The sequence below is a fragment of the Bradyrhizobium campsiandrae genome, assembly GCF_014529705.1.
GTDB lineage: Bacteria > Pseudomonadota > Alphaproteobacteria > Rhizobiales > Xanthobacteraceae > Bradyrhizobium > Bradyrhizobium campsiandrae.
The window spans coordinates 16,009-36,878 of the sequence record NZ_JAANIH010000045.1 but is presented as its reverse complement, the minus strand read 5'-3'; the positions used below and the strand labels follow the sequence as shown (position 1 = coordinate 36,878).

Here is a 20,870-nt window from a genome sequence, read left to right as displayed (position 1 = left end):
GACTGCCCATTGCACAGCGGCAAGCCGTAGTCGCCGGGAGAATGGGCATCGCGCAACCGGATCAGTCGGGCGAATCGGGGGCGGGAGGCGTTGCGGCCGGGCGGCCTGCTGCGGCCGCCGGTTTCGGCGTCCAGGATACGCTGACGTCGCCGGTGAGAAATGTCTGGCACGCCATTCGGTAGCCGGCGGCGAATTGCTCGTCGGTGAGGTGCTTGCGCTCCTTCGGCTTGATCGCGTCGGTGTTCTCCAATCCCTTCTCGATGAGGCATTTGCATGTTCCGCAAATCCCGCCACCGCATTTGAAGGGGATGCCGCCCTGTTCGCGCAAGGAAACCCGCAACAGGTTGCTGTCGACGGGTGCCGTGACGGACTTTCCGTTATTGGTCACGAAGGTGACCTGGATCGTGCCGGTCCCTGCGGCCGGATTTGCGCTGTCGGACGTCACGATTTGCGCAGCTTCGTGTCCATGTGGCCGAACGTCGTCAGGTGCTCGAGCTCGCGATAGGCCAGCTCCGGTGTTGCGAATTTCTCCAGGAATTTGGACGGCACCTGATTGACGATCGGCGGCGACCAGGCTTCGTCGATCACCTTGATCTTGGTGTCCTTGAGCAGCTCGGCGATCACGAAGGTCGCCTTCTTGGTGCCGTAGAACAGATAGTCGTAAGAGGCGAGGGGCCGCAGCCCGTCGACGATCTCGGTCCGGAACAGTCCATCCTTGCTGGTCAGGATCACATACATGGCTCAAATCTCCCGTGTTGGCCGAGAATTGCCGCAAGGCCGGCGCGGGCCCGGGCATTGAAGATATCTGGGCACTCGTTTCATCTGGCCCTCGAGACGTCAGCCGACCTTGCCGGCTGCAACCACGTCGGCAAGCGGCGTTGCCTCCTGCGACAGCTCGAGATCGTGGGTGAGCCAGAGCTGGCAGGCCAGCCGATAGCCGGCCTCGATTCGCGCGCCGAGCCGCTTCTTTTCCTTCCAGTTCGGCTCGGGCAGGTGCTCGGCACCCTTGATGATCAGGGCCGCGCATTTTCCGCATTTCCCCATGCCGCAGCCGTAGAGGAAGTTCGGATGGGGAAATTGCCGGATGCCCGCCCTCACGACGAGATTGGTGTTTTCCTTGATCTCGCCGTGAAAGGTCTGGCCGTTCCGGTGAAAGACGACGTTGGGCATGCCGTGCGGCTCAGGCTTGCAGCAACGCGCGTTCGTCCGCCGGGACCTTGGTTTCGGTCATGTCGAGCTCGGAGAGCGGAATATCCTTGGCGACATAATCGTGATAGAGCGCGGTGGTGTAGAGCAGGCGCATCTGCGCGCCGATCTCGCAGATCTTGAGGCAGCGCTGCTGCAGCTCGACCGTGTTGGCGTGCTCGAGCACGATCTGGTAGCCGCGCTCGCCGTGGACTTCGTCCGATACGATGTGAAGGTCGAAGAACTCGACTTCCTCGTCGGTGAACTTGTACTTCTCGCGCAAGGTCGGCGTCTGCTTGCGGTAGATCGACGGAACCTGTGATTCCAGGCCGACCACGAGGCCTGCGACCGCGACGATCGGGTCCTCGCGCATTGCCACTGCATAGCACCAGCTTTGCAGCCCGCGCGTCGTCGCGGTCATGTTGTCGGGATTCTTGACGCGTTCGGCGGTCGTGCCGCACGCCTCGGCGAAGCGGATCAGCAGATCGGTATGGCGGTCGCCACCGATCTCCTCTTCGTACATGTTGGCAAGCAGGAAATCCTTGGCCTCCTGATACTGCTCCGGCATGCGCGCATAGATGTAGCCGAGGTAGTCCGCGAACGGGCCGACATAGTGGTAGTGGTTTTCCGCCCACGAGGCGAGATGCGCCCGGCTCAGCTTGCCGCTCGCCCAAGCGATGCTGAAGGGTGCCTTGTTGGCGCTCTTGCCTTTGATCGCATTCTCGAGGGCCGTGCGGAATTCCACATGGTTCATCAGCTTTTGCATCGTCGCGCTCCTGTGTCGCCGAAAGGGGGGCCGGATTGGTCGCGGCTGTCAGGCCCATGCAATAAAAGTATACAGTATACAATTTTGATCTCGCGTCAACGCGCGGAGCTAAGGGGGAGGCTCGCTTTGACTGTGGGTATCATATTTTTATCTATACAAATCAATATGATATATTTGTGAGAATTTTGATTCCAAGACGCCTCTGCAAGATAATTCACACTTAGTTGTTGCATTTTTCGAATACAGTATACAAAATTAGGTGCTGCCTGGGGGAGCGCATCGCATGACAATGCCGCAAGTTCCGATCGTCGCCGCGCACTGGGTCTACCTGCTCGGGGTGGCCCTCATCGTCCTGACCATGATCTGGCGCGCCAACGTGGTGGTGCCGTCGGTCCTTGCGACCTTTCTGGTCGCGCTCGCCTGGACGCACAGTCCGATTGCTGCGCTCGGAAGCATCTTCAATGCCAGTTTCACGGCCGCGAAGGAGCTGTTCAACATCTTCCTGGTGATCGCGCTGATGACTGCGCTGCTCAACGCGCTGAAGGTGCTGCGGTCCGACATCCGCATGGTGGAGCCGTTCCGCACCGTGATGAAGGACGGGCACACGGCCTATTTCGTTCTGGCCGGCATCACTTACGTGATCTCGCTCTTCTTCTGGCCGACACCGGCGGTGCCGCTGGTCTCGGCGGTGCTGCTGCCCGCGGCGATCGCGGCGGGATTGCCGCCGCTCGGCGGCGCGCTGGCGATTGCGATCGCCGGCCAGGGCATGGCGCTGTCGTCGGATTATGTCATTGGTGTTGCTCCGGGCATCAGCGCGAAGGCCGCAGGTGTTGCGGTGAGCGCTGCCGCGGTCGCGGACCGGGCGTTGGTGCTGTCACTGATCACCGGAAGCGTCGCGCTGCTGCTGGGTTACTTCGCGATCCGCAAGTTCATCACCAAGCCGGATGACGGGCTGCTCGAACGTTGGCAGGCGAAGTCGAGCAACGGCGAGCTGGCGCGCATCGCGCAGGAGGGGACGTTCGACAAGGTCGAGCTCGCCCGGGGCACCGCCGGCGACCAGACGCCGCTGGCAAATCAGGGGCAGATCGACAAAGCGCTCGCTGCGATTCCCGATGCGCGCGAAAAATGGTCGAAGATCTTCGCAGTGGTGACGCCGCTCGCCTTCCTTGGCGTCATCGTCGTGATGGTGCTCTCCAAGCTCGGGATCGGCCATGACCTCAAGGGTGGCGATGCCGCGGCACTGGTGGGCGGCGTTGCCGCCGTGCTGATGATCTGGGCCTCGTTCGTCACCGACCCCTTGCGCGAATTCCTCGATACCAGCGCCGACCATGTCACCGAAGGCTTCATCTTCGCATTCAAGGCCATGGGATCCGTGCTGCCGATTGCCGGATTCTTTTTTCTCGGCGCCGAGCAGGGGCTGTCGGCTCCGATTCTTGGCGTCCCCGCGGCTCAGGCGCCCAATCTTCTGTTCGAACTGGTTCAGGCTGCGCAGCACTGGATTCCGGGCAATCAGGTCTTTGTCGCGTTCGGGGTCCTGATCGCCGGCATGATCACCGGTATCGACGGGTCGGGCTTCGCCGGCCTGCCGCTCACCGGGTCGTTGTCGGGCGCGTTGGCGCCGACGGTCGGGCTCGATCCAGCAACGCTTGCGGCCGTCGGCCAGATGGGGGCGGTCTGGACAGGTGGGGGCACGCTGGTGGCGTGGTCGTCTCTGATCGCGGTGGCGGGGTTCGCGCGCGTGCCGGTTTTCCAGATCGTCCAGACGGTGATGGTGCCGGTGCTGGCGGGGCTGGTGACCTCGACCATCTGCGCGGTCCTGATCTGGCATTGAAGAAGGTTCTGTCATCATGAGCGATGTCGCGACGACGCGTACTCACGGTTCGGAGACTGGCCGGCCGCAGGTCGAGGAATTCCCGAACCTCATCAATGGCGAGCAGTTGCGGGGCGTTGCAAAGCCCTTCGACAACACCAATCCTGCCGACACCTCCGATATCGTCGGTCGCTTTCAGGCCTCGACGGCCGCCGAGGCCAAGCTCGCGGTCAACGCGGCTGTGGCCGCCTGCGAGCGCTGGAGGAAAACGCCGGTCTCGGCGCGCGCGGCCATTCTCAATCGTGCGGCCGATCGTCTCGAGGCGCAGGCCGAGCAGATCGCACAAGAGATGACGCGCGAAATGGGCAAGGCGCTCAACCTCGCCAGGGACGAGGTGCTGCGCTCGGCGCAGACGTTGCGCTTCTATGCCGTCGAAGGCCAGTCGCTGGTGGGCGAGGTCTTTCCGAACGACGATCCCGACATGACCGTCTACACGCTGCGCGAGCCGCTCGGCGTCGTCTCGGTCATCACGCCGTGGAATTTTCCCATCTCGATCCCGGCCCGCAAGATCGCGCCTGCGCTCATCACCGGCAATACGGTGGTGTTCAAGCCGTCGTCGGATGCGCCGCTGAGCGGCTACCGGCTTGCCGAGACGCTGGTGACGGCCGGCCTGCCCAAGGGCGTCCTGAACTTCATCACCGGTTCGGCCGGCGAGATCGGACCGGCCATCACCGTAGCGCCCGAGATCCGCGCCATCTCCTTTACCGGCTCGACCGCAGCGGGCGAGCAGATCTGCCGCTCGGTCAGCTTCACGACGCGCACGCAGATGGAGCTCGGCGGCAAGAATCCGCTGATCGTGATGGACGATGCCGATCTCGACAAGGCGGTCGACCTGACCGTGAAAGGCGGCCTGTCGCTCGCCGGCCAGGCTTGCACCGGCACCAGCCGCGTCCTGGTCATGAAACAGGTAGCGGCCGACTTCACGGAGCGGCTGGTTGCCCGGGTCAAGGCGTTGAAGATCGGCGACGGTCTCACGGCTGGAATGGACCTCGGGCCGCTCGCAACCGCCAGGCAGCTCGAGACCGTGCTGCGCTATGTCGCGATCGGCAAGCGGGAGGCGAGGCACCTTTGCGGCGGCGAGCGGCTCACCGGCGCCGGCTATGACGGCGGCTACTACGTCTCGCCGGCGATCTTTACCGACGTTACGCAACAGATGACGATCGCCCGCGAGGAAATCTTCGGCCCCGTCATTGCGATCATCGAGGTCGAGTCCTATGCGGATGCCATCGCCAAGGCCAATGACACCGAATACGGATTGTCCGCCGCGATCGCGACGAAAAACCCACGTATCATGCACGATTTCGCCAATGACATTCAGTCGGGGACCGTCAAGATCAACCGCACCACGACCGGCAATCTGATCAATGCGCCGTTCGGAGGCTTGAAGCGGTCGAGTACATCGACATTCCGCGAGTCCGGCCGTGCCGGGCTCGAGTTCTACACCCAGATCAAGACCGTGTACCGCGGATGCTGAAGCGCGAATTCGAGCGATGCTGAAATCGCGGCGTCGCGGCTGACAGACAAAGGGACGAGATGAGAACATCAATCAAGCTTGAATTGGCGGAAGCCAGGCACATGGCGGCTGCGGCGTTGAAGAAGGCCGCGGACATCGGTGTGCCCGAGACCGTTTGCATCGTGGACGATGGTGGCTACCCGATCGTGCTCGAACGGATGGACGGGGCGCGCCTCACCGGCCCGCAGATCGCTTGGAACAAGGCCTTTACCGCGGCGGGGCACAAGCGCTCGACGCACTTGTTCAACCAGATGCCGAACGGACCGGCGCTTCCCGGCAACGAAGCGTTCGGAATCCAGTGGAGCTTTGAAGGCAGGTTCGCCGTGTTTGTCGGCGGCTTCCCGATCGTGGTCGACGACGAGGTGGTCGGCGGTGTCGGGCTGAGCGGCGGCAATGGCGAGCAGGACACGCATTGCGGCATCGCCGCGTTGCAGGCCCTTCAGGATCTCTTGACCGGTCATCGCGTGCTGGTCGCAGCCGACATCAAGAAATGAGCCTCGACGCGCGGATCATGCTTTAGGCCAAGCCACCATCGACGCGGAAACACTGGCAGGTGATGCGCCGGCTGGCGTCGGAGGCGAGGTAGAGCGCCATGTCGGCGATATCCTCTGGTGTCACCGCATCGGGAATGGCCTGGCGCGTCCGCATCTCGGCGATCTGTCGTTCGTCCGGATACCACAGCTTGCGCTGACGCTCGGTGATCACCATCCCCGGCGCGATCGCGTTGACGCGGAGGCGGTCGGCGCCGAACTTGCGACCGAGCGAGTTGGTGAAGCCGACGATCGCCGCCTTCGCCGCAGCGTAGACCGGCAGCGCCGGCGCGCCGCGCATCCAGGCCACCGACGACATGTTGAGGATCGAGCCGCCGCCGCGCGCCTGCATCTGCGGCACCACGGCCTGGGCTGCAAAGAAGACGTGCTTGAAATTGACGCCGATCATCCAGTCGAAATCCGGCGGCGCGACGTCCGCCAGCACCTGACGCTGGTCGTTGGCGGCATTGTTGACCAGCACCGCGGCATCGCCGAGCGCGGCGTGGACGTTTGCCAGTGCGGCGCGCAGCGCGTCGATGTCCAGGAGGTCGCAGGGCACGAACAGCGGGGCGGTGCCCGAGCTGTTCGCCACCTCCTGCGCCAACGCTTGCCCCGCCTCTGCATCGATGTCGAGAAAGGCGACACGGGAGCCCTGCGCGGCAAAGGCGCGCACGAAGGCGGCGCCGATGCCGCTGGCGCCTCCGGTGATCAGCACCACGCGGTCCGCGAGGCCGGCATAGGTCGTCTTGGTCATGCGATCAGTCGCTCCGTCTCGGGGTCGAACAGGCAAATGCGGCGGGTATCGAGTGCAAAGGCGGCGGAGGTGCCGGGCGTCGGCCGGATATCCGGCGAGATGCGCGCCTGTGCCGGCTCGCCGCCAAGCCGCAGCAGGACGATGGTTTCCGCGCCGGTGGGTTCGACCAGCTCGACAGGCGCGGTGACGATGACGGGCGGTCCAGCCGCAGCGGAGAACACCCGCTCGCCCTCGGCAATACATTCCGGCCTGATTCCCAGCACCACCTCGCGGCCGATATAGGACGCGGCCGCGTCGTAGCCTTGCAGATGCAGACGAACCTCGTCCGGCCGGCCTGCGCCGATCACCACCACGGGTCCACTGCTATCTGCCTCGAGCCTTGCCGGCATCGTGTTCATCGGCGGCGAGCCCATGAAGCGGGCGACGAACAGATTGGCCGGATAGCGGTAGACGGTGTCGGGGTCGGCGAATTGCTGCACGCGGCCCTGATGCATGACGGCGATCCGGGTCGCCATCGTCATCGCCTCGATCTGGTCGTGGGTGACATAGACGATGGTGGCGCCGATGCGCTGGTGCAGCCGCTTGATCTCCATCCGCATCTCGACCCGCAGCTTGGCGTCGAGATTGGAGAGCGGCTCGTCGAACAGGAAGAGCAGGGGATCGCGCACCAAGGCGCGCCCCATCGCCACGCGCTGGCGCTGACCGCCCGACAATTGCGCCGGCTTGCGGCCGAGCAGCGGTTCGATCTGGAGCAGTTTTGCGACATTCGCCACCGCCTTCTCCTGCTCCGCCTTCGGCACGTGGCGGCATTCCATGCCGAACGTGATGTTCTGACGCACCGTCATCGACGGATAGAGCGCGTAGGACTGGAACACCATGGCGATGTCGCGGTCCTTGGGCAGGACGTCGTTGACGTTGCGCCCGCCGATCTCGATGGTGCCGTCGCTGGCGCGATCGAGGCCGGCGACGATGTTGAGCAGCGTGGACTTGCCGCAGCCGGACGGCCCGACCAGCACGGTGAATTCGCCGCTCTCGATGTCGAGATCGATGCCCTTGAGCACCTCGAGATTGGCGTAGCGCTTGGAGAGGCTGCGAATGCTCAGGGCTGCCATGACACATCCATCATTTCACGGCCCCGGCAGTGAGGCCGCGTACGAAGTACTTGCCGCCAAAGAGATAGATCAGCAGCGTGGGCAGGGCTGCGATGATCACCGCCGCGCTCTGCACCCCATGCTGCGGGATGTCCGCGACCGCGGCAGACAGCGCGATCAGCGCCGCCGTCACGGGCTGTTGCTGGCCGGGCGTGAAGGTCACGCCATAGAGGAATTCGTTCCAGATATGGGTGAACTGCCAGATCACGGTGACGAGCAGGATGGGGCCCGAGAGCGGCAGGATGATGCGCCAGAAAATGCGGAAGAAGCCGGCGCCGTCGATGCGCGCGGCTCGGATCAGCTCGTGTGGAATGGCGACGTAATAGTTGCGGCAGAACAGCACCGTGAAGGAGAGCCCCTGAATCGTATGAATCAGTACGAGACCCGACAGCGTGTTGATGAGGCCGATGTCCCGCAGCACGATGGTCCAGGGCAAGAGGCGCATCTGCTGCGGCAGGAACAGGCCTAGCGTCACGATGCCGTAGATCCAGACATCGCCGCGAAAGCGCCAGAGCGACACGGCGTAACCGGCGACCGCACCGAGCAGGGTCGAGAAGATCGTGGCGGGGATCGTGATCAGCGCCGAGTTCAGCATATACGGCCGGATCCCGGCGCACGTCTCGGCGACGCAGAAGCCGCTCCAGGCCAGGGCGTAATTGCCCCACGCCATATGTTGCGGCCAGCCGATCATTGAACTCTGCGCGATTTCCTCATTGGTCCGAAGCGAGTTCAGTACGACGACGAGCAGCGGCGCGAGGTAGGCGGCCGCGAACAATGTCGCGACGAGATAGGTCAGAATTCGGGTTGGAGCGAAGCTTCGGTCACGCATGGGCAGCCTGCCGTCCCCGGACATAACGCCACGCCGCATAGGGCAGCAGCACTGCGAGAAGGATGAGCAACATGAGAACGGCCGCCGCCGCGCCCCGGCCGAGCTGGCTGCGCTGGAACATCAGATCGTAGACGACAAGCGCCGGCAGCTGGGTCGCTATCCCCGGTCCGCCATTGGTGAGCGCGCGGACGAGGTCGAAGGCCGAGATCGCGAACTGCAGCTGGACAACGACGACCGTGATGGTGATCGGCCAGAGCGTCGGCAGAATGACGCGCCAATAGGTTCGGATCGGCCCGGCACCGTCGATCTGTGCCGCCTTGATGATATCGGAATCGACGGAGCGCAGGCCGGCCAGGAAGAGGGCCATCGCAAAGCCCGACGACTGCCAGATCGCCGCGATGACAATGGTCCAGATCGCCATGTCGCGGTTGACCAGCCAGTCGAAGTGGAATGTGGTCCAGCCGAGGTCATGGACGAGCTTCTCGATGCCGATGCCGGGATTGAGCAGCCAGCTCCACACCGTGCCCGTGACGACGAACGACACCGCCAGCGGGTACAGGAAGATGGTCCGCAGCACGTTCTCGCCGCGAATGCGCTGATCGAGCAGGATCGCGAGCAGCAGACCGGTCGTCAGGCTGAGCAGCACGAAAGCGATGCCGAACAACAGGAGATTGTCGAAGGCGATCTGCCAGTTTCGTGACGCCAGGACGGCGTTGTAGTTGCGCAAGCCCACCCAGCCCGCAACAGGCACAAGGGTCGAGGGCGTAAACGAAATCCAGATCGTCCAGATCGAAAACGAGATGAGGTGCGCTGCGGACAACAGCAGCGGCACCCAGATCATCAGGTATTCGGGCAGCCGGCGCACCATCGCGGAGGTCGCCGGCCGGCCCGTGGCTGTCGAAGCGGCGCTCGTCAACGCGCGCCCTCGACGGCGTCGGCGAGGCGGGCGACAGCCTCTTCCGGCTTGATCGTCTTGTTCTTCGCGTATTCGGTGAACACGTCGATCATCGCAGCCGTCAGGCCGTTTTCCTGCGCCATATTGTGCGCAAGGCTCAGGACGGCCTGATTATTGCCCATGGCGTTCTTCAGTGCGGCCGCGGTTGTCCGTTGACCATCCGACCACCCCTCGCCGGACAGATCGACGTCGGTGCGCACGGGGATCGATCCCGTGATTTGCGAGTACATGGTCTGGATCGCCGGATCCATCACGAGCTGGGCCATCAACATCTGGCCGGCCTGCAGATCAGCCTCCTTGCGCTGCCAGAAGATGAAGGCGTCGGCATTCAGCAGAAATACCGGCTTGCCATTATCGCTCGGGCCTGGCGCGATGATGAAATCGTCGAGCCTGAAGCCGGCGTTCTTCAACACGCCCTGCGCCCATCCGCCCATGATGAGCATGCCCATGTCGCCATCGATAAAGCGCTTCAGATTGGTGGCATAGGGCTGGGCGCCGACATTGGGGTCCATCCACTCTGTGAGCTTGCGCATCTGTGCGAACGCGGCCTTGACCTCAGGACCCTCCAGGGCCTTCTTGTCGAGATTCATGATGGCCGAGCGGTATACGGCGGGACTGATACCGGCGAGGGACGCCTCGAATTTTTGTCCATCGTCTGCGCGCGTGCCGCCGGTGCCGACGGGAGAGGTCACTCCGTTCGTCTTCATCTTCTCGGCAAGAGCATTGAAATCAGCCCAGGTGACCGGCGGCTTGTCGGCCTTGGCCTTGTCGAGCGCGCGCTTGGACAGGAACAGCATGTTGGTGCTGTAGATCTGCAGCGGCAGCGCGATCCACTTGCCCGTCGGTTTGTGCAATTTGGCGAGGTCCGGCGCGACGACCTTTTCGTAATCGGCGGCGGCGACCACGGCGTCGAGATCGACGGTCGGGGCAATCTTCGACCAGGCCGCAATCTCCGGGCCCTTGAGTTGCGAGCAGGCGGGCGGGTCGCCGGCGATGATCTGCGCGCGCAGCTTGTTCATCATCTCGGTGGTGAAGCCGGGGACGGGCGAGTGCTGCCCGACGCCGCCTTTCTCCTCGAATTTCTTGCCCAGCGCAGTGATGGCCGCCCCGTCGCTGCCCGCGGACCATTGTGAGATCGCGGTGAGGCGCGGCTTGACCGCGCCTTGCGCCCGGACGAAGGCCGGCAGCGCAAGCGCGGCGGCAGATCCAGCGAGCAGACGGCGCCTTGTTGTTGTGATCGGCATGGCAGGTTCCTCCCGGGTGTGACGTTGTCTGCGCCATTCTTGGCGCTGTCGTTGGCGTGCGCGAGCCGCACGCGGCTCAGGTCATGTCAGGCGGCCTCCGTCGATGCGGACGGCATGCCGCCGGATCTCGCCAGGCAGAAGGCAGCGAAGGCGAGGGCTGCGCGCGGGTCGTTGCCGTTCGAGGGCGGCACGAAGGCGAGCGACACCTGGGCCTGTTTCCGGCCGCCCAGGAGACATGCATCGATCCCGTCGACGACAGCCTTGCGCTCGTCTTCGGTGAGCAGCGATGGCCAGCCGCTGACGACAACGCCGCGGCATGGCTTGACGTTCAACGTGTTGCCGATGGCGAGGCCAAGCCTGAACAGCCGCTGGCGCAACTCTTGGCGCACACGTGGCGTCAGCGGGATCGCAGTCACCCAGTCACTGCCGAGCTGGAGCAATTCTGTTTCGGTGAGGCGCAGCAGTTCGGCCAGCGCCGGCAGGGACGTATAGGCTTCGACGCAGCCATGATGACCGCAGCGACAGCGAGGGCCGCCTGCCTCGAACACCATATGGCCGAGCTCGACCGGCTCGAGCGCATCGTCCTCGCTGGGATCGTCCATCCAGGTTCCCGCAACGCCCTGGCCGACGAAGACGAACAGATGCGCCTCGCTGAATGGATAGTCGTCCGTGCGGCAACGATGAAAGGTGGCATGCGCCACCACCGAATTGGTGACGGCAACCGGAACATCCGCAAACATGTCGCGGAACATCTCGCCGATGCGGTCGACGTCACAGGGAATGATCGGATTGCCTGCTACGCTCAGCCGCCCGAGACCCGGAATGGTGACGCCGATCTGCGCGAGCCTGATGCGCCGCCGCCGCGTCCAGTCGCGCAGCAATGTCAGCGCTTGATGAAACACCCGGCCGACCGACTCGGTCGTCAGTTTCGCCGGCAGCGGCACGCGCTCGGTGTAGCGCAGCTCACCCGTGAAGTTGCCGACCCCGACGCTGAGCGACTGTCCGGTCAGCTCGAGGGCCCCGAGCGCCACCGAACCATCGAGCGAGACGAGACCGGTCGGACCGCCGACATAGGGGGCAGGGCGTCTGATCTCTTCGATCATGCCTTCGGCCTTCAGGTCGAACAGGATCCGCGACAGGCTCGCTTCCGACAGGCGCACGGCCTTTGCCAGCGGCGGCCGGAACGAGCCGCCCGACTGAAGCAGATGAGTCAAAATGGCAGCGCGCGTCTGCCGCCGACTTCTCGGCTGCTCCGGCATTTCCATCCCTGTCGTCATTCTTACTTAGAGTAAGAATTTGCGCGCGGAGCGTTTCGCCTGTCAAGCGCTTGCCGGCGCAATGCATGGACTTGTTGTTGTGCGCGGCAGCAAGAAGTGACGCATCCAATCTGCATTCGAGCTTGCCAGCTTGCAGCCGGTCGCGCGCGAGAATGTCGATGACCTAGGCGAGACGGGCGACGTCGACGACGATCCGTTTGCGGTTGTCCGGGTCGACCAGAACCGGCAGCGCGGCGCCCCGAGCCGTGCGGCTGTCGCGCCGGCTTGAACTGCTGAACGACATGCGCGTGACCGCTTCCCAGTCGGGGCCGCCATTGGGATCGTGCACCTGGACGGTGATGTCCCACGTCCCGCCCGGCGCGCTGCTCGGCCCTGCTTCACATGCGCTCACGACAGCCGCCATGGACGGGACCAGACCGAGCGCCGCAGCGCCGCCGGCGAGCGCGATCTCCGTCTGCTGCGGTGTGAGGCCGTTGACCATCGCAGGCGATGCCGCGGCATGTTCCACCTCGCGCCAGACCCGGGGAAACGGGCGGCGCGGTGTGCCGGGCTGTGCATCGCCGCGCAATTGCTCCACAAGCTGCTCGGCGGCCTCCTGCAAGGTCGGCACCAGATCCCATTCGATCCTGAACCGTGAGGGATCGGCGAGGTCGACGATGACAGGAAGCATCATCCCCGGGCGCGGCCATTTCGGCTTGGGCACGTCGTAACCGCCATACTGCACGGCCGTCGCGGCGAGACGCTCTGCAGTGATCACGCCGTCAATGACACATCGCGGAACAAGCACCGTCTCTCCGGCCACGTCGGGGAACGGCGAACAGGCCACGACCTGCAACCATCCATCCACCGGGTTCGTGATCCGCATTCGCTCATCCCCGCTTGCCTGTTCGCCCGGTCTTGCCAAACAAAAACGGCGCCATCGTGAGATGGCGCCGTCTTGAAGACCGTATCGGCCAGGATTTACTTGCGATCCTTGATCGCGACGTAGTCGCGGCGCGTCACGCCGGTGTAGAGCTGGCGCGGACGGCCGATCTTCTGCTGCGGGTCCTCGATCATCTCGCTCCACTGGCTGATCCAGCCGACGGTGCGCGCGACCGCGAACAGCACGGTGAACATCGAGACCGGGAAGCCCATCGCCTTCAGCGTGATGCCCGAATAGAAGTCGACGTTCGGGTAGAGCTTGCGGTCGATGAAGTACTGGTCGCTGAGCGCGATCCTCTCGAGCTCCAGCGCAACCTTCAGCATCGGATCGTCGCCATGGCCGGTCTCCTTGAGCACGGCGTGACACATCTTCTGCATGATCTTGGCGCGCGGATCGTAGTTCTTGTAGACGCGATGACCGAAGCCCATCAGGCGGACTTCGGAGTTCTTGTCCTTCACCTTGGCGATGAAGTCGGGGATCTTGTCGACGGTACCGATCTCGGCGAGCATCGCCAGTGCGGCTTCGTTGGCGCCGCCATGGGCCGGGCCCCAGAGGCAGGCGATGCCGGCGGCGATGCAGGCGAACGGGTTGGCGCCGGAGGAGCCGGCGATACGCACCGTCGAGGTCGAGGCGTTCTGCTCGTGGTCGGCGTGCAGGATGAAGATCTTGTCCAGCGCGTTGGCGAGCACCGGATTGATCTTGTACTCCTCGCACGGCACCGCGAAGCACATGTTGAGGAAGTTCTCGGCGAAGCCGAGCGAGTTCTTCGGATACACGAAGGGCTGGCCGATCGTGTACTTGTAGGCCATCGCGGCCAGCGTCGGGATCTTCGCGATCATGCGCATGGAAGCGATCATGCGCTGCTTCGGATCATTGATGTCGGTCGAGTCGTGATAGAACGCGGCGAGCGCGCCGACCGAGGCCACCATGACCGCCATCGGATGGGCGTCGCGGCGGAAGCCCTGGAAGAACCGGGCCATCTGCTCGTGCACCATCGTGTGATGGATCACGCGGTCGTCGAAATCCTTCTTCTGCGCGGCGGTCGGCAGGTTCCCGTAGAGCCGCCGGTAGCAGGTCTCGAGGAAGTCGCCGTTCTCGGCGAGCTGCTCGATCGGATAGCCGCGGTATTCCAGCACGCCCGCGTCACCGTCGATATAGGTGATCTTGGACTGGCAGCTCGCGGTCGAGGTGAAGCCGGGATCGTAAGTGAACAGGCCGGACTGGCCGTACAGCTTGCCGATATCGATGACATCAGGTCCGACGCTGCCGCTGTGAATCGGAAGATCGTAATTCTTGTTTCCGACCGTCAGCGTGGCGGTCTTGTTGCTTGGTTTTGCGTCCATCGTCAGGTCCCCGATGTGGGGGGAAACGGGCCGGAGCCGGAGTCCCCCAAGGCAGAAAATGGGGCAGGCCGGATGTTCCAGAATGTACGGGAAGATGGGTATATTATTGCTGTGTGCGCTGCAAGATCACCGCGCGCATGACCGACTTATGTCGTAGCCTGATCCTGAAGCCGCCCCAGGCTTTCCTGGCGTCCCAGCACGTCCAAAACCTCAAATATACCAGGCGAGGTGGTGCGGCCGGTCAGTGCGGCCCGCAGCGGCTGGGCGACCGCGCCGAGTTTGAGACTATTTTCCTCGGCGAAAGCGCGCAGCGCAGCTTCCGTGGTGGCCCCGCTCCAGCTCTCGACATTCTCCAGCGCGGAATGAAGCTGACCGATCAGCTTGCGGTTTTCGGGCGTCAGCAGGGCCGCGGCCTTGGGATCGAGCTGCAACGGGCGGTCGGCAAAGATGAAATAGGCGCCGTCGATCAGCTCGATCAGCGTCTTGGCGCGCTCCTTCAGGGCCGGCATGGCCTTGAGCAACTGCGCGCGCGTGGTGTCGTTTAACTTGGCCTTAATCTCGTCGCGGGCGGGAACGACGTGGTCGAGCACGTCCTCGAACATCTTCACGAGTGATTGATCGTCGGCGTGGCGGATGTAATGGCCGTTGAGGTTTTCCAGCTTGGCGAAGTCGAAGCGGGCGGCGGCGCGGCCGACATTGGCGAGATCGAATGCGGCGATCATCTCCTCGGTCGAGAAGATCTCCTGGTCGCCATGGCTCCAGCCGAGACGGACGAGGTAGTTGCGCAGTGCGGCCGGGAGGTATCCCATGGCGCGGTAGGCATCGACGCCGAGAGCGCCATGGCGCTTGGACAGTTTTGAGCCGTCCGGGCCGTGGATCAGCGGAATGTGGGACATGCTCGGCAGCGCCCAGCCCATCGCATCGTAGATCTGCTTCTGGCGGGCGGCGTTGATGAGGTGGTCGTCGCCACGGATGACGTGGGTGACGCCCATGTCGTGGTCGTCCACGACCACCGCGAGCATGTAGGTCGGGTTGCCGTCGCCGCGCAGCAGCACGAGGTCGTCGAGGTTCTCGTTCTGCCAGACCACGCGGCCCTGGACCTGGTCCTCGATCACGGTCTCGCCGGTCTGAGGCGCGCGCAGGCGGATGGTCGGTTTGACGTCGGAAGGCGCCGTCGCCGGATCGCGGTCGCGCCACATGCCGTCATAGAGGCGGGTACGCCCTTCCGCGCGCGCCTTCTCGCGCATCGCGGCGAGCTCCTCGGCGGTGGCGTAGCAGCGGTAGGCCTTACCGTCGGCGAGCAGCTGCTCGGCGACCTCGCGGTGGCGGGCGGCGCGGCTGAACTGGTAGATGACGTCGCCATCCCAGCCGAGCTCCAACCATTTCAGCCCGTCCAGGATCGCGCCGATCGCGGCCTCGGTGGAGCGCTCGCGGTCGGTGTCCTCGATCCGCAGCAGCATCTTGCCGCCGTGCTTCTTCGCATAGAGCCAGTTGAACAGCGCCGTGCGGGCGCCGCCGATATGGAGAAAGCCGGTCGGGGAGGGAGCGAAGCGGGTGACGACGGAATCGGTCATTCTTGGCAGGGCCTATGCATGGGAGGCGGTGGTATATAGCAGGACCGGAGCATAACTAAAGCCCGGCAGCGGAGGCCTTAAGGCCTTGCTTAAACCCTTGGCTCAGCCAAGAGAATTTGGCAGAAGGACCGCTGATTTCCCTACAGGATTTTCGTAATGACAGAACCGGTGGCACCTGAGGTTGGGCGCGATTTCATTCGTGACATCATCCAGGCCGACCTCGATCAGGCCAAGTACAAGGAGATCGTGACCCGGTTCCCGCCGGAGCCGAACGGCTACCTGCATATCGGCCACGCCAAGTCGATCGCGCTCAATTTCGGCATCGCCCAGGAGTTTCCGGGCCGCTGCCACCTGCGCTTCGACGACACCAATCCGGTCAAGGAGGAGCAGGAATATATCGATTCCATCCAGGCCGACGTGCATTGGCTCGGCTACGACTGGGGCAAGAACCTGTTCTACGCCTCTGACTATTTCGACCGTCTGTATGAATGGGCGGAGAAGCTGATCCGCGACGGTCTCGCCTATGTCGACGACCAGTCCCAGGAAGAAATCAGGCTCTCGCGCGGCACGCTGACCGAGCCCGGCAAGAACTCGCCGTTCCGCGACCGCAGTGTGGAGGAGAACCTCGACCTGTTCCGTCGCATGAAGGCGGGCGAATTCCCCAACGGCGCGCGCGTGCTGCGGGCCAAGATCGACATGTCCTCCGGCAACATCAATCTGCGCGATCCCGTGCTGTATCGCATCCTGCACGCGCACCACCCGCGCACCGGCACCAAGTGGAGCATCTATCCGAGCTACGACTATGCCCACGGCCAGTCGGACGCCATCGAAGGCATCACCCACTCGATCTGCACGCTTGAGTTCGAGGACCACCGGCCGCTCTATGACTGGTTCATCGAGAAGCTGCCGGTGCCGTCCAAGCCGCATCAGTACGAAATGGCGCGGCTCAATTTGACTTACACGCTCTTGTCCAAGCGCGTGCTGACCCAGCTCGTCCGCGACGGCCATGTCGCGGGCTGGGACGATCCGCGCATGCCGACCATGGCGGGCATGCGCCGCCGCGGCGTGCCGCCGGCGGCCTTGCGCGAGTTCGTCAAGCGCATCGGCGTTGCCAAGGCCAACAGCGTCGTCGACGTCGGCATGCTCGAATTCTGCATCCGCGAGGAACTGAACCGCACCTCGCAGCGGCGCATGGCGGTGCTCAAGCCGCTGAAGGTCGTGATCGAGAACTATCCAGAAGGACAGAGCGAGGAGCTCGAGGCAATCAACCATCCTGATGATCCCAGCGCCGGTACGCGCAAGATCACCTTCGGCCGCGAGCTCTATATCGAGCAGGACGACTTCATGGAGAACCCGCCCAAGAAGTTCTTCCGCCTGTCGCCGGGCAACGAGGTGCGGCTGCGCTATGCCTATTTCGTCAAATGCCCCGGCGTGATCAAGAATGACAAGGGAGAGGTGGTGGAGCTGCGCTGCACCTACGAGCCCGCGACCAAGGGCGGCAACGCGCCCGACGGCCGCAAGGTCAAGGCGACCATGCACTGGCTGCCGGCGGCAAATTCGGTGCCCGCTGAGATCCGCATCTACAACCAGCTGTTTGCCAATCCGAGCCCGGACGCATCCAACTTCGCGGCCGATCTTAATCCGAACTCGCTGGAGATCCTCTCCGAGGCGAGGATCGAGGCTGCGGTTGCGGAGAGCAATTCGACCGAGCCGATGCAGTTTGAGCGCCAGGGCTATTTCGTGCGCGACAAGGACTCGACGCCGGGCAAGCCGGTGTTTTCGCGCACCATCGGCCTGCGCGATACGTTCGCGAAGGAAGTCGCCAAGGGCTGAGGCGAAGGGCTGAAGGGCAGCAATGAGCAGCGAAGCCGACGCCATCGTTTCCGCCATCATCGCGAAATGGTGCGCCGGCTTCGCAACGCTGGATGCGGCGGCGTTGTCATCGCTGTATGCCAGGAACGCGTTCTTCTTCGGCTCAAATCCAAGGCTCTATCGGGGCAGGGACGGCGTTGCCGATTATTTCAACGGCCTGCCGCGCTGGCGCAGGCCGAGCGCGGCTTTCTCCGAGGTGCAGGCGGCGCAGGCGGGGCCTGACCTCATCAACATGGGCGCGACCATCCATTTCGATCTTGCCGGCGAGCGGCCCGATCTCGTCGTCAAGATGAGCTGGGTCATCATGCGCGAGGACGGCGACTGGAAGATCGTCAATCACCACGCCTCGGCCAAGGCACCGCTGATCTGAGCGCACGGCATCGTTATTCCGGCGGTGGAAACGAAGGTGCCGCCGCCGCGTTGAGGTGTATTCAACCAGGGATCCCACCATGCAGAACATCGCAGAGCATATGGAAGTCATCGGCGCCGACGGCGTCCATGTCGGTACCGTCGACAAGGTCGAGGGCAACCGCATCAAGCTGACCAGGAAGGACAGCGGTGAGGGCAGCCACAAGGGGCATCACCATTTCATCGACAAGGGGCTGGTCGCCGATGTCGAGGGCAACAAGGTCCGGCTGTCGGCCAAGGCGGATGTTGCCGTGACGATGGAAGAGGAAAAGTAGGGCTCTTCCGCTTCGTTCCCGATCCGTACCGCTATTCGCACCGCTGCACGTTCCGGTAGCCTCTGCGCCCGTCGCGTATCGCAGAGTGCAGGGAATGGCGGAGCCGGGCCGGCCACGAGGCGCCTCGCAAGGCATTGCCGGGGGGCCGATTGCAGGAACCTGGCCGACGGGCCGATCCGCCTCGGCCGGCGGTCTTGCGCCTGCAGGCTTTGGCGTCTGGCCGGCGGTCGTCGGGACGCTGCGTGAATGGGCCAAGGCCGAGGCGGGCGCCGGGCGGTTGTTCCCGTGGGTGCCGATCGCCTTCGGCTGCGGCATCGCGCTCTATTTCGCCGCTGATCACGAACCGGTGCTGTGGGTGGTTGCGACCACGGCGATGGCGCTTGCGCTCGGTGCGGTCCTGGTGCGGCGGAGCCGGCTGTTTGCGCCTGTGATCATGATCGCGGCGGTCGCGGCCGGTTTTGCCATGGCGACCTGGAAGACGGCGCGTATCGCGCACACGGTGCTCGCCAAGCCGCTCTATTCGGTATCGCTGTCGGGCTTCGTCGAGACCCGCGACATCCGCGAACGCACCGACCGTTTCGTGCTGCGCGTCACCGCGATGGAGGCCCAGCGCAGCGATGTGAAGCTCGAGCGCGTCCGCCTCTCGGTGCGCAAGGGCACGGCGCCTGACGTCGGCAGCTTCGTCCAGCTGAAGGCGCGGCTGATGCCACCGCTCGCGCCGTTGCGGCCGGGCAGCTACGATTTCTCGCGCGACATGTTCTTCCAGGGCATTGGCGCCTCCGGATTTGCAATGGGAGCGATCACTGCGTCCGCGCCCCCTGACACCGGCGGCTTGCAGCTGCGCTATGTCGCCTTCATGCAGGGCCTGCGCGATGCCATCGATGGGCGCATCCGCGCCGTGCTTGACGGTGACAACCGCGCGATCGCGACCGCGCTTTTGACCGGCCGGCGCGATGCGATCACGACGCCGGTCAACGACGCGATGTTCATTTCCGGCCTCGGCCATGTGCTCTCGATCTCGGGTTACCACATGGCGGTCGTCGCCGGCGTCGTCTTCTTCGCGGTTCGCGCGCTGCTCGCGCTGCTCCCCGGATTGGCGGTCGGCTTTCCCATCCAGAAATGGTCGGCCGCCGCCCCGCTGGTGGCCTCCGCGTTCTACCCGCTGCTCTCGGGCGCGGAAGGCGCAACGCAGAGATCGTTCTTCATGACCGCCGTCGTGCTGATCGCGGTGATGGTCGATCGCCGCGCCATCACCTTCCGCACCCTGGCGGTGGCCGCGCTGATCGTGCTCGCAGTCGCGCCGGAAGCGCTGGTGCATCCGAGCTTCCAGATGTCGTTTGCGGCAACGCTCGGGCTGGTCGCGCTGGTGCAGATCGGCATGCCGAACCTGTTCGCATCCCCCGATCATTCGACGACCGCGCGGATCGCGCTGTGGGGCGGCCGCGAGATCGCGATGCTGTTCATGGCCTCGATGATCGCGGGACTGGCGACCACGCCCTATGCCGCGTTCCATTTCCACCGCGTCACGCCCTACGGCGTGCTCGCCAATCTCGGCGCGATGCCGGTGGTCTCGGCGCTGGTGATGCCGGCGGGGCTGCTCGGACTGCTCGCTGCACCCTTCGGGCTCGACGGTATATTCTGGTGGCTGATGGGGATCGGCATTGACTGGATGGTGGCGGTGTCGCGCTGGGTGGCCGCGCTGCCGGGCGCGATCGGCCATGTCGCCGCCTTCGGCACCGCGCCGCTGATGGCCGCCAGCCTCGGCCTGATCCTGATGGGTCTGCTCCGCACGCCGCTGCGCTGGTCGGGCGCGTTCGTGCTCGTCGCGGCGACCCTCTGGGGGCTGTCGGTTCGCCAGCCCGACATTCTCATCGCCGGCGACGGCCAGAGCGTCGCGGTCCGGGGCAGCGACGGGCAGCTTCGCTTGATCAGGACCGCCAAGGACAATTTCCAGCTCAAGGAATGGCTCGCGGCGGATGCCGATCCGCGGGATGCCGGCACTGCCTCGCTCGGCGACGGCGTCTCGTGCGACGAGTCCGGCTGCGTGACGCCGCTTGCCGATGGCCGCATGGTTGCGCTGGCGCTGCGCGTCGACGCGCTGGCGGACGATTGCAGCCGCGCCGCGCTGGTGGTGACGGCAAGGCCGGCGCCGCCGGATTGCGCCGCCATGGTGGTCGATCGGCCGCGGCTCGCGCATCAGGGCGCGCTCGCGCTGACCCGGCACGGCGACGGCTTTGCGGTTCAATCGGTGAGAGCGCGAGGCGCAAACCGCCCCTGGTCGCCGGCGGCGGCCGGCGAGGGAGATTTCGAACAGGCCCTCATGCCGCGATCGGCAGCTCAGCGCTCCAAGGACGCAACGCCGTCGGAGGCCGATCTCGCGACCGAGGACTGAGGTCGATCCT

General features: G+C 64.5%; 20 protein-coding genes. 7 read left to right on the top strand and 13 right to left on the bottom strand.

What is annotated here, in order from left to right:
• Positions 1-61 precede the first annotated feature (61 nt).
• From G8O24_RS44475 to G8O24_RS28405, 4 genes are all read right to left on the bottom strand, one after another.
• On the bottom strand, positions 62-445 hold the full coding sequence (locus G8O24_RS44475) for a 2Fe-2S iron-sulfur cluster-binding protein (protein ID WP_311972267.1): 384 nt from the start codon (positions 443-445) through the stop codon (positions 62-64).
• Positions 442-738, bottom strand: a complete 297-nt coding sequence (locus tag G8O24_RS44470; RefSeq protein WP_188105137.1) for a ferredoxin — start codon at positions 736-738, stop codon at positions 442-444. Before G8O24_RS44470 ends, G8O24_RS44475 begins: the two co-directional genes overlap by 4 nt.
• Positions 739-837: 99 nt before the next feature.
• Positions 838-1,170, bottom strand: coding sequence for a 2Fe-2S iron-sulfur cluster-binding protein (locus G8O24_RS28410; RefSeq protein WP_188105135.1), 333 nt, complete (start codon positions 1,168-1,170; stop codon positions 838-840).
• Positions 1,171-1,180: 10 nt separating this feature from the next.
• Positions 1,181-1,951, bottom strand: a complete 771-nt coding sequence (locus G8O24_RS28405) for an iron-containing redox enzyme family protein (RefSeq protein WP_188105133.1) — start codon at positions 1,949-1,951, stop codon at positions 1,181-1,183.
• A gap of 283 nt (positions 1,952-2,234) precedes the next feature.
• Between G8O24_RS28405 and G8O24_RS28400 the strand changes: the two genes are divergently transcribed.
• The 3 genes from G8O24_RS28400 to G8O24_RS28390 are packed head-to-tail and all read left to right on the top strand — an operon-like array spanning position 2,235 to position 5,828.
• On the top strand, positions 2,235-3,782 hold the full coding sequence (locus G8O24_RS28400) for a hypothetical protein (RefSeq protein ID WP_202988778.1): 1,548 nt from the start codon (positions 2,235-2,237) through the stop codon (positions 3,780-3,782).
• A gap of 16 nt (positions 3,783-3,798) precedes the next feature.
• The gene (locus G8O24_RS28395; RefSeq protein WP_188105131.1) at positions 3,799-5,295 is read left to right on the top strand and encodes an aldehyde dehydrogenase family protein; all 1,497 of its coding nucleotides are present in this window, start codon (positions 3,799-3,801) and stop codon (positions 5,293-5,295) included.
• A gap of 59 nt (positions 5,296-5,354) precedes the next feature.
• Positions 5,355-5,828 (top strand): GlcG/HbpS family heme-binding protein, encoded by a 474-nt coding sequence (locus G8O24_RS28390; RefSeq protein WP_188105129.1) that lies wholly within the window; start codon positions 5,355-5,357, stop codon positions 5,826-5,828.
• 22 nt (positions 5,829-5,850) lie between these two features.
• On the opposite strand, the gene G8O24_RS28385 is transcribed toward G8O24_RS28390, so the two are convergent.
• The 9 genes from G8O24_RS28385 to gltX form a co-directional block, all read right to left on the bottom strand.
• A complete protein-coding gene (locus G8O24_RS28385) occupies positions 5,851-6,618 on the bottom strand; it encodes an SDR family NAD(P)-dependent oxidoreductase (RefSeq protein ID WP_188105127.1) in 768 nt (255 codons plus the stop codon).
• Complete coding sequence (locus G8O24_RS28380; RefSeq protein WP_188105125.1) at positions 6,615-7,730, bottom strand: ABC transporter ATP-binding protein; 1,116 nt, start codon at positions 7,728-7,730, stop codon at positions 6,615-6,617. The genes G8O24_RS28385 and G8O24_RS28380 overlap by 4 nt, the downstream gene beginning before the upstream one ends.
• A gap of 10 nt (positions 7,731-7,740) precedes the next feature.
• Positions 7,741-8,598 carry a carbohydrate ABC transporter permease gene (locus G8O24_RS28375; RefSeq protein WP_188105123.1) on the bottom strand — a complete coding sequence of 286 codons (858 nt, stop codon included), beginning with the start codon at positions 8,596-8,598 and terminating at the stop codon, positions 7,741-7,743.
• Entirely contained in the window at positions 8,591-9,514 is a 924-nt protein-coding gene (locus tag G8O24_RS28370) for a carbohydrate ABC transporter permease (RefSeq protein WP_188105121.1), read from the bottom strand. The genes G8O24_RS28375 and G8O24_RS28370 overlap by 8 nt, the downstream gene beginning before the upstream one ends.
• The gene (locus tag G8O24_RS28365) at positions 9,511-10,797 is read right to left on the bottom strand and encodes an ABC transporter substrate-binding protein (protein ID WP_188105119.1); all 1,287 of its coding nucleotides are present in this window, start codon (positions 10,795-10,797) and stop codon (positions 9,511-9,513) included. Before G8O24_RS28365 ends, G8O24_RS28370 begins: the two co-directional genes overlap by 4 nt.
• Positions 10,798-10,883: 86 nt before the next feature.
• The gene (locus G8O24_RS28360) at positions 10,884-12,062 is read right to left on the bottom strand and encodes an ROK family transcriptional regulator (RefSeq protein ID WP_188105191.1); all 1,179 of its coding nucleotides are present in this window, start codon (positions 12,060-12,062) and stop codon (positions 10,884-10,886) included.
• Positions 12,063-12,237: 175 nt separating this feature from the next.
• The gene (locus tag G8O24_RS28355; RefSeq protein WP_191093345.1) at positions 12,238-12,939 is read right to left on the bottom strand and encodes a hypothetical protein; all 702 of its coding nucleotides are present in this window, start codon (positions 12,937-12,939) and stop codon (positions 12,238-12,240) included.
• A gap of 95 nt (positions 12,940-13,034) precedes the next feature.
• Positions 13,035-14,339, bottom strand: a complete 1,305-nt coding sequence (gene gltA / locus G8O24_RS28350; protein WP_188105117.1) for a citrate synthase — start codon at positions 14,337-14,339, stop codon at positions 13,035-13,037.
• Positions 14,340-14,485: 146 nt separating this feature from the next.
• The gene (gene gltX, locus G8O24_RS28345; RefSeq protein WP_188105115.1) at positions 14,486-15,913 is read right to left on the bottom strand and encodes a glutamate--tRNA ligase; all 1,428 of its coding nucleotides are present in this window, start codon (positions 15,911-15,913) and stop codon (positions 14,486-14,488) included.
• Positions 15,914-16,069: 156 nt separating this feature from the next.
• Here gltX and G8O24_RS28340 point away from each other — a divergent pair, with 156 nt between their 5' ends.
• From G8O24_RS28340 to G8O24_RS28325, 4 genes are all read left to right on the top strand, one after another.
• Positions 16,070-17,746, top strand: coding sequence for a glutamine--tRNA ligase/YqeY domain fusion protein (locus tag G8O24_RS28340; RefSeq protein WP_188105113.1), 1,677 nt, complete (start codon positions 16,070-16,072; stop codon positions 17,744-17,746).
• Between the two features lie 22 nt (positions 17,747-17,768).
• Positions 17,769-18,155, top strand: a complete 387-nt coding sequence (locus tag G8O24_RS28335) for a nuclear transport factor 2 family protein (protein ID WP_188105111.1) — start codon at positions 17,769-17,771, stop codon at positions 18,153-18,155.
• Between the two features lie 79 nt (positions 18,156-18,234).
• Positions 18,235-18,468, top strand: coding sequence for a DUF2171 domain-containing protein (locus G8O24_RS28330; protein WP_188105110.1), 234 nt, complete (start codon positions 18,235-18,237; stop codon positions 18,466-18,468).
• Between the two features lie 94 nt (positions 18,469-18,562).
• Positions 18,563-20,860: a ComEC/Rec2 family competence protein gene (locus G8O24_RS28325; protein ID WP_188105108.1), complete on the top strand. Its 2,298-nt coding sequence runs from the start codon at positions 18,563-18,565 to the stop codon at positions 20,858-20,860.
• Positions 20,861-20,870 lie beyond the last annotated feature (10 nt).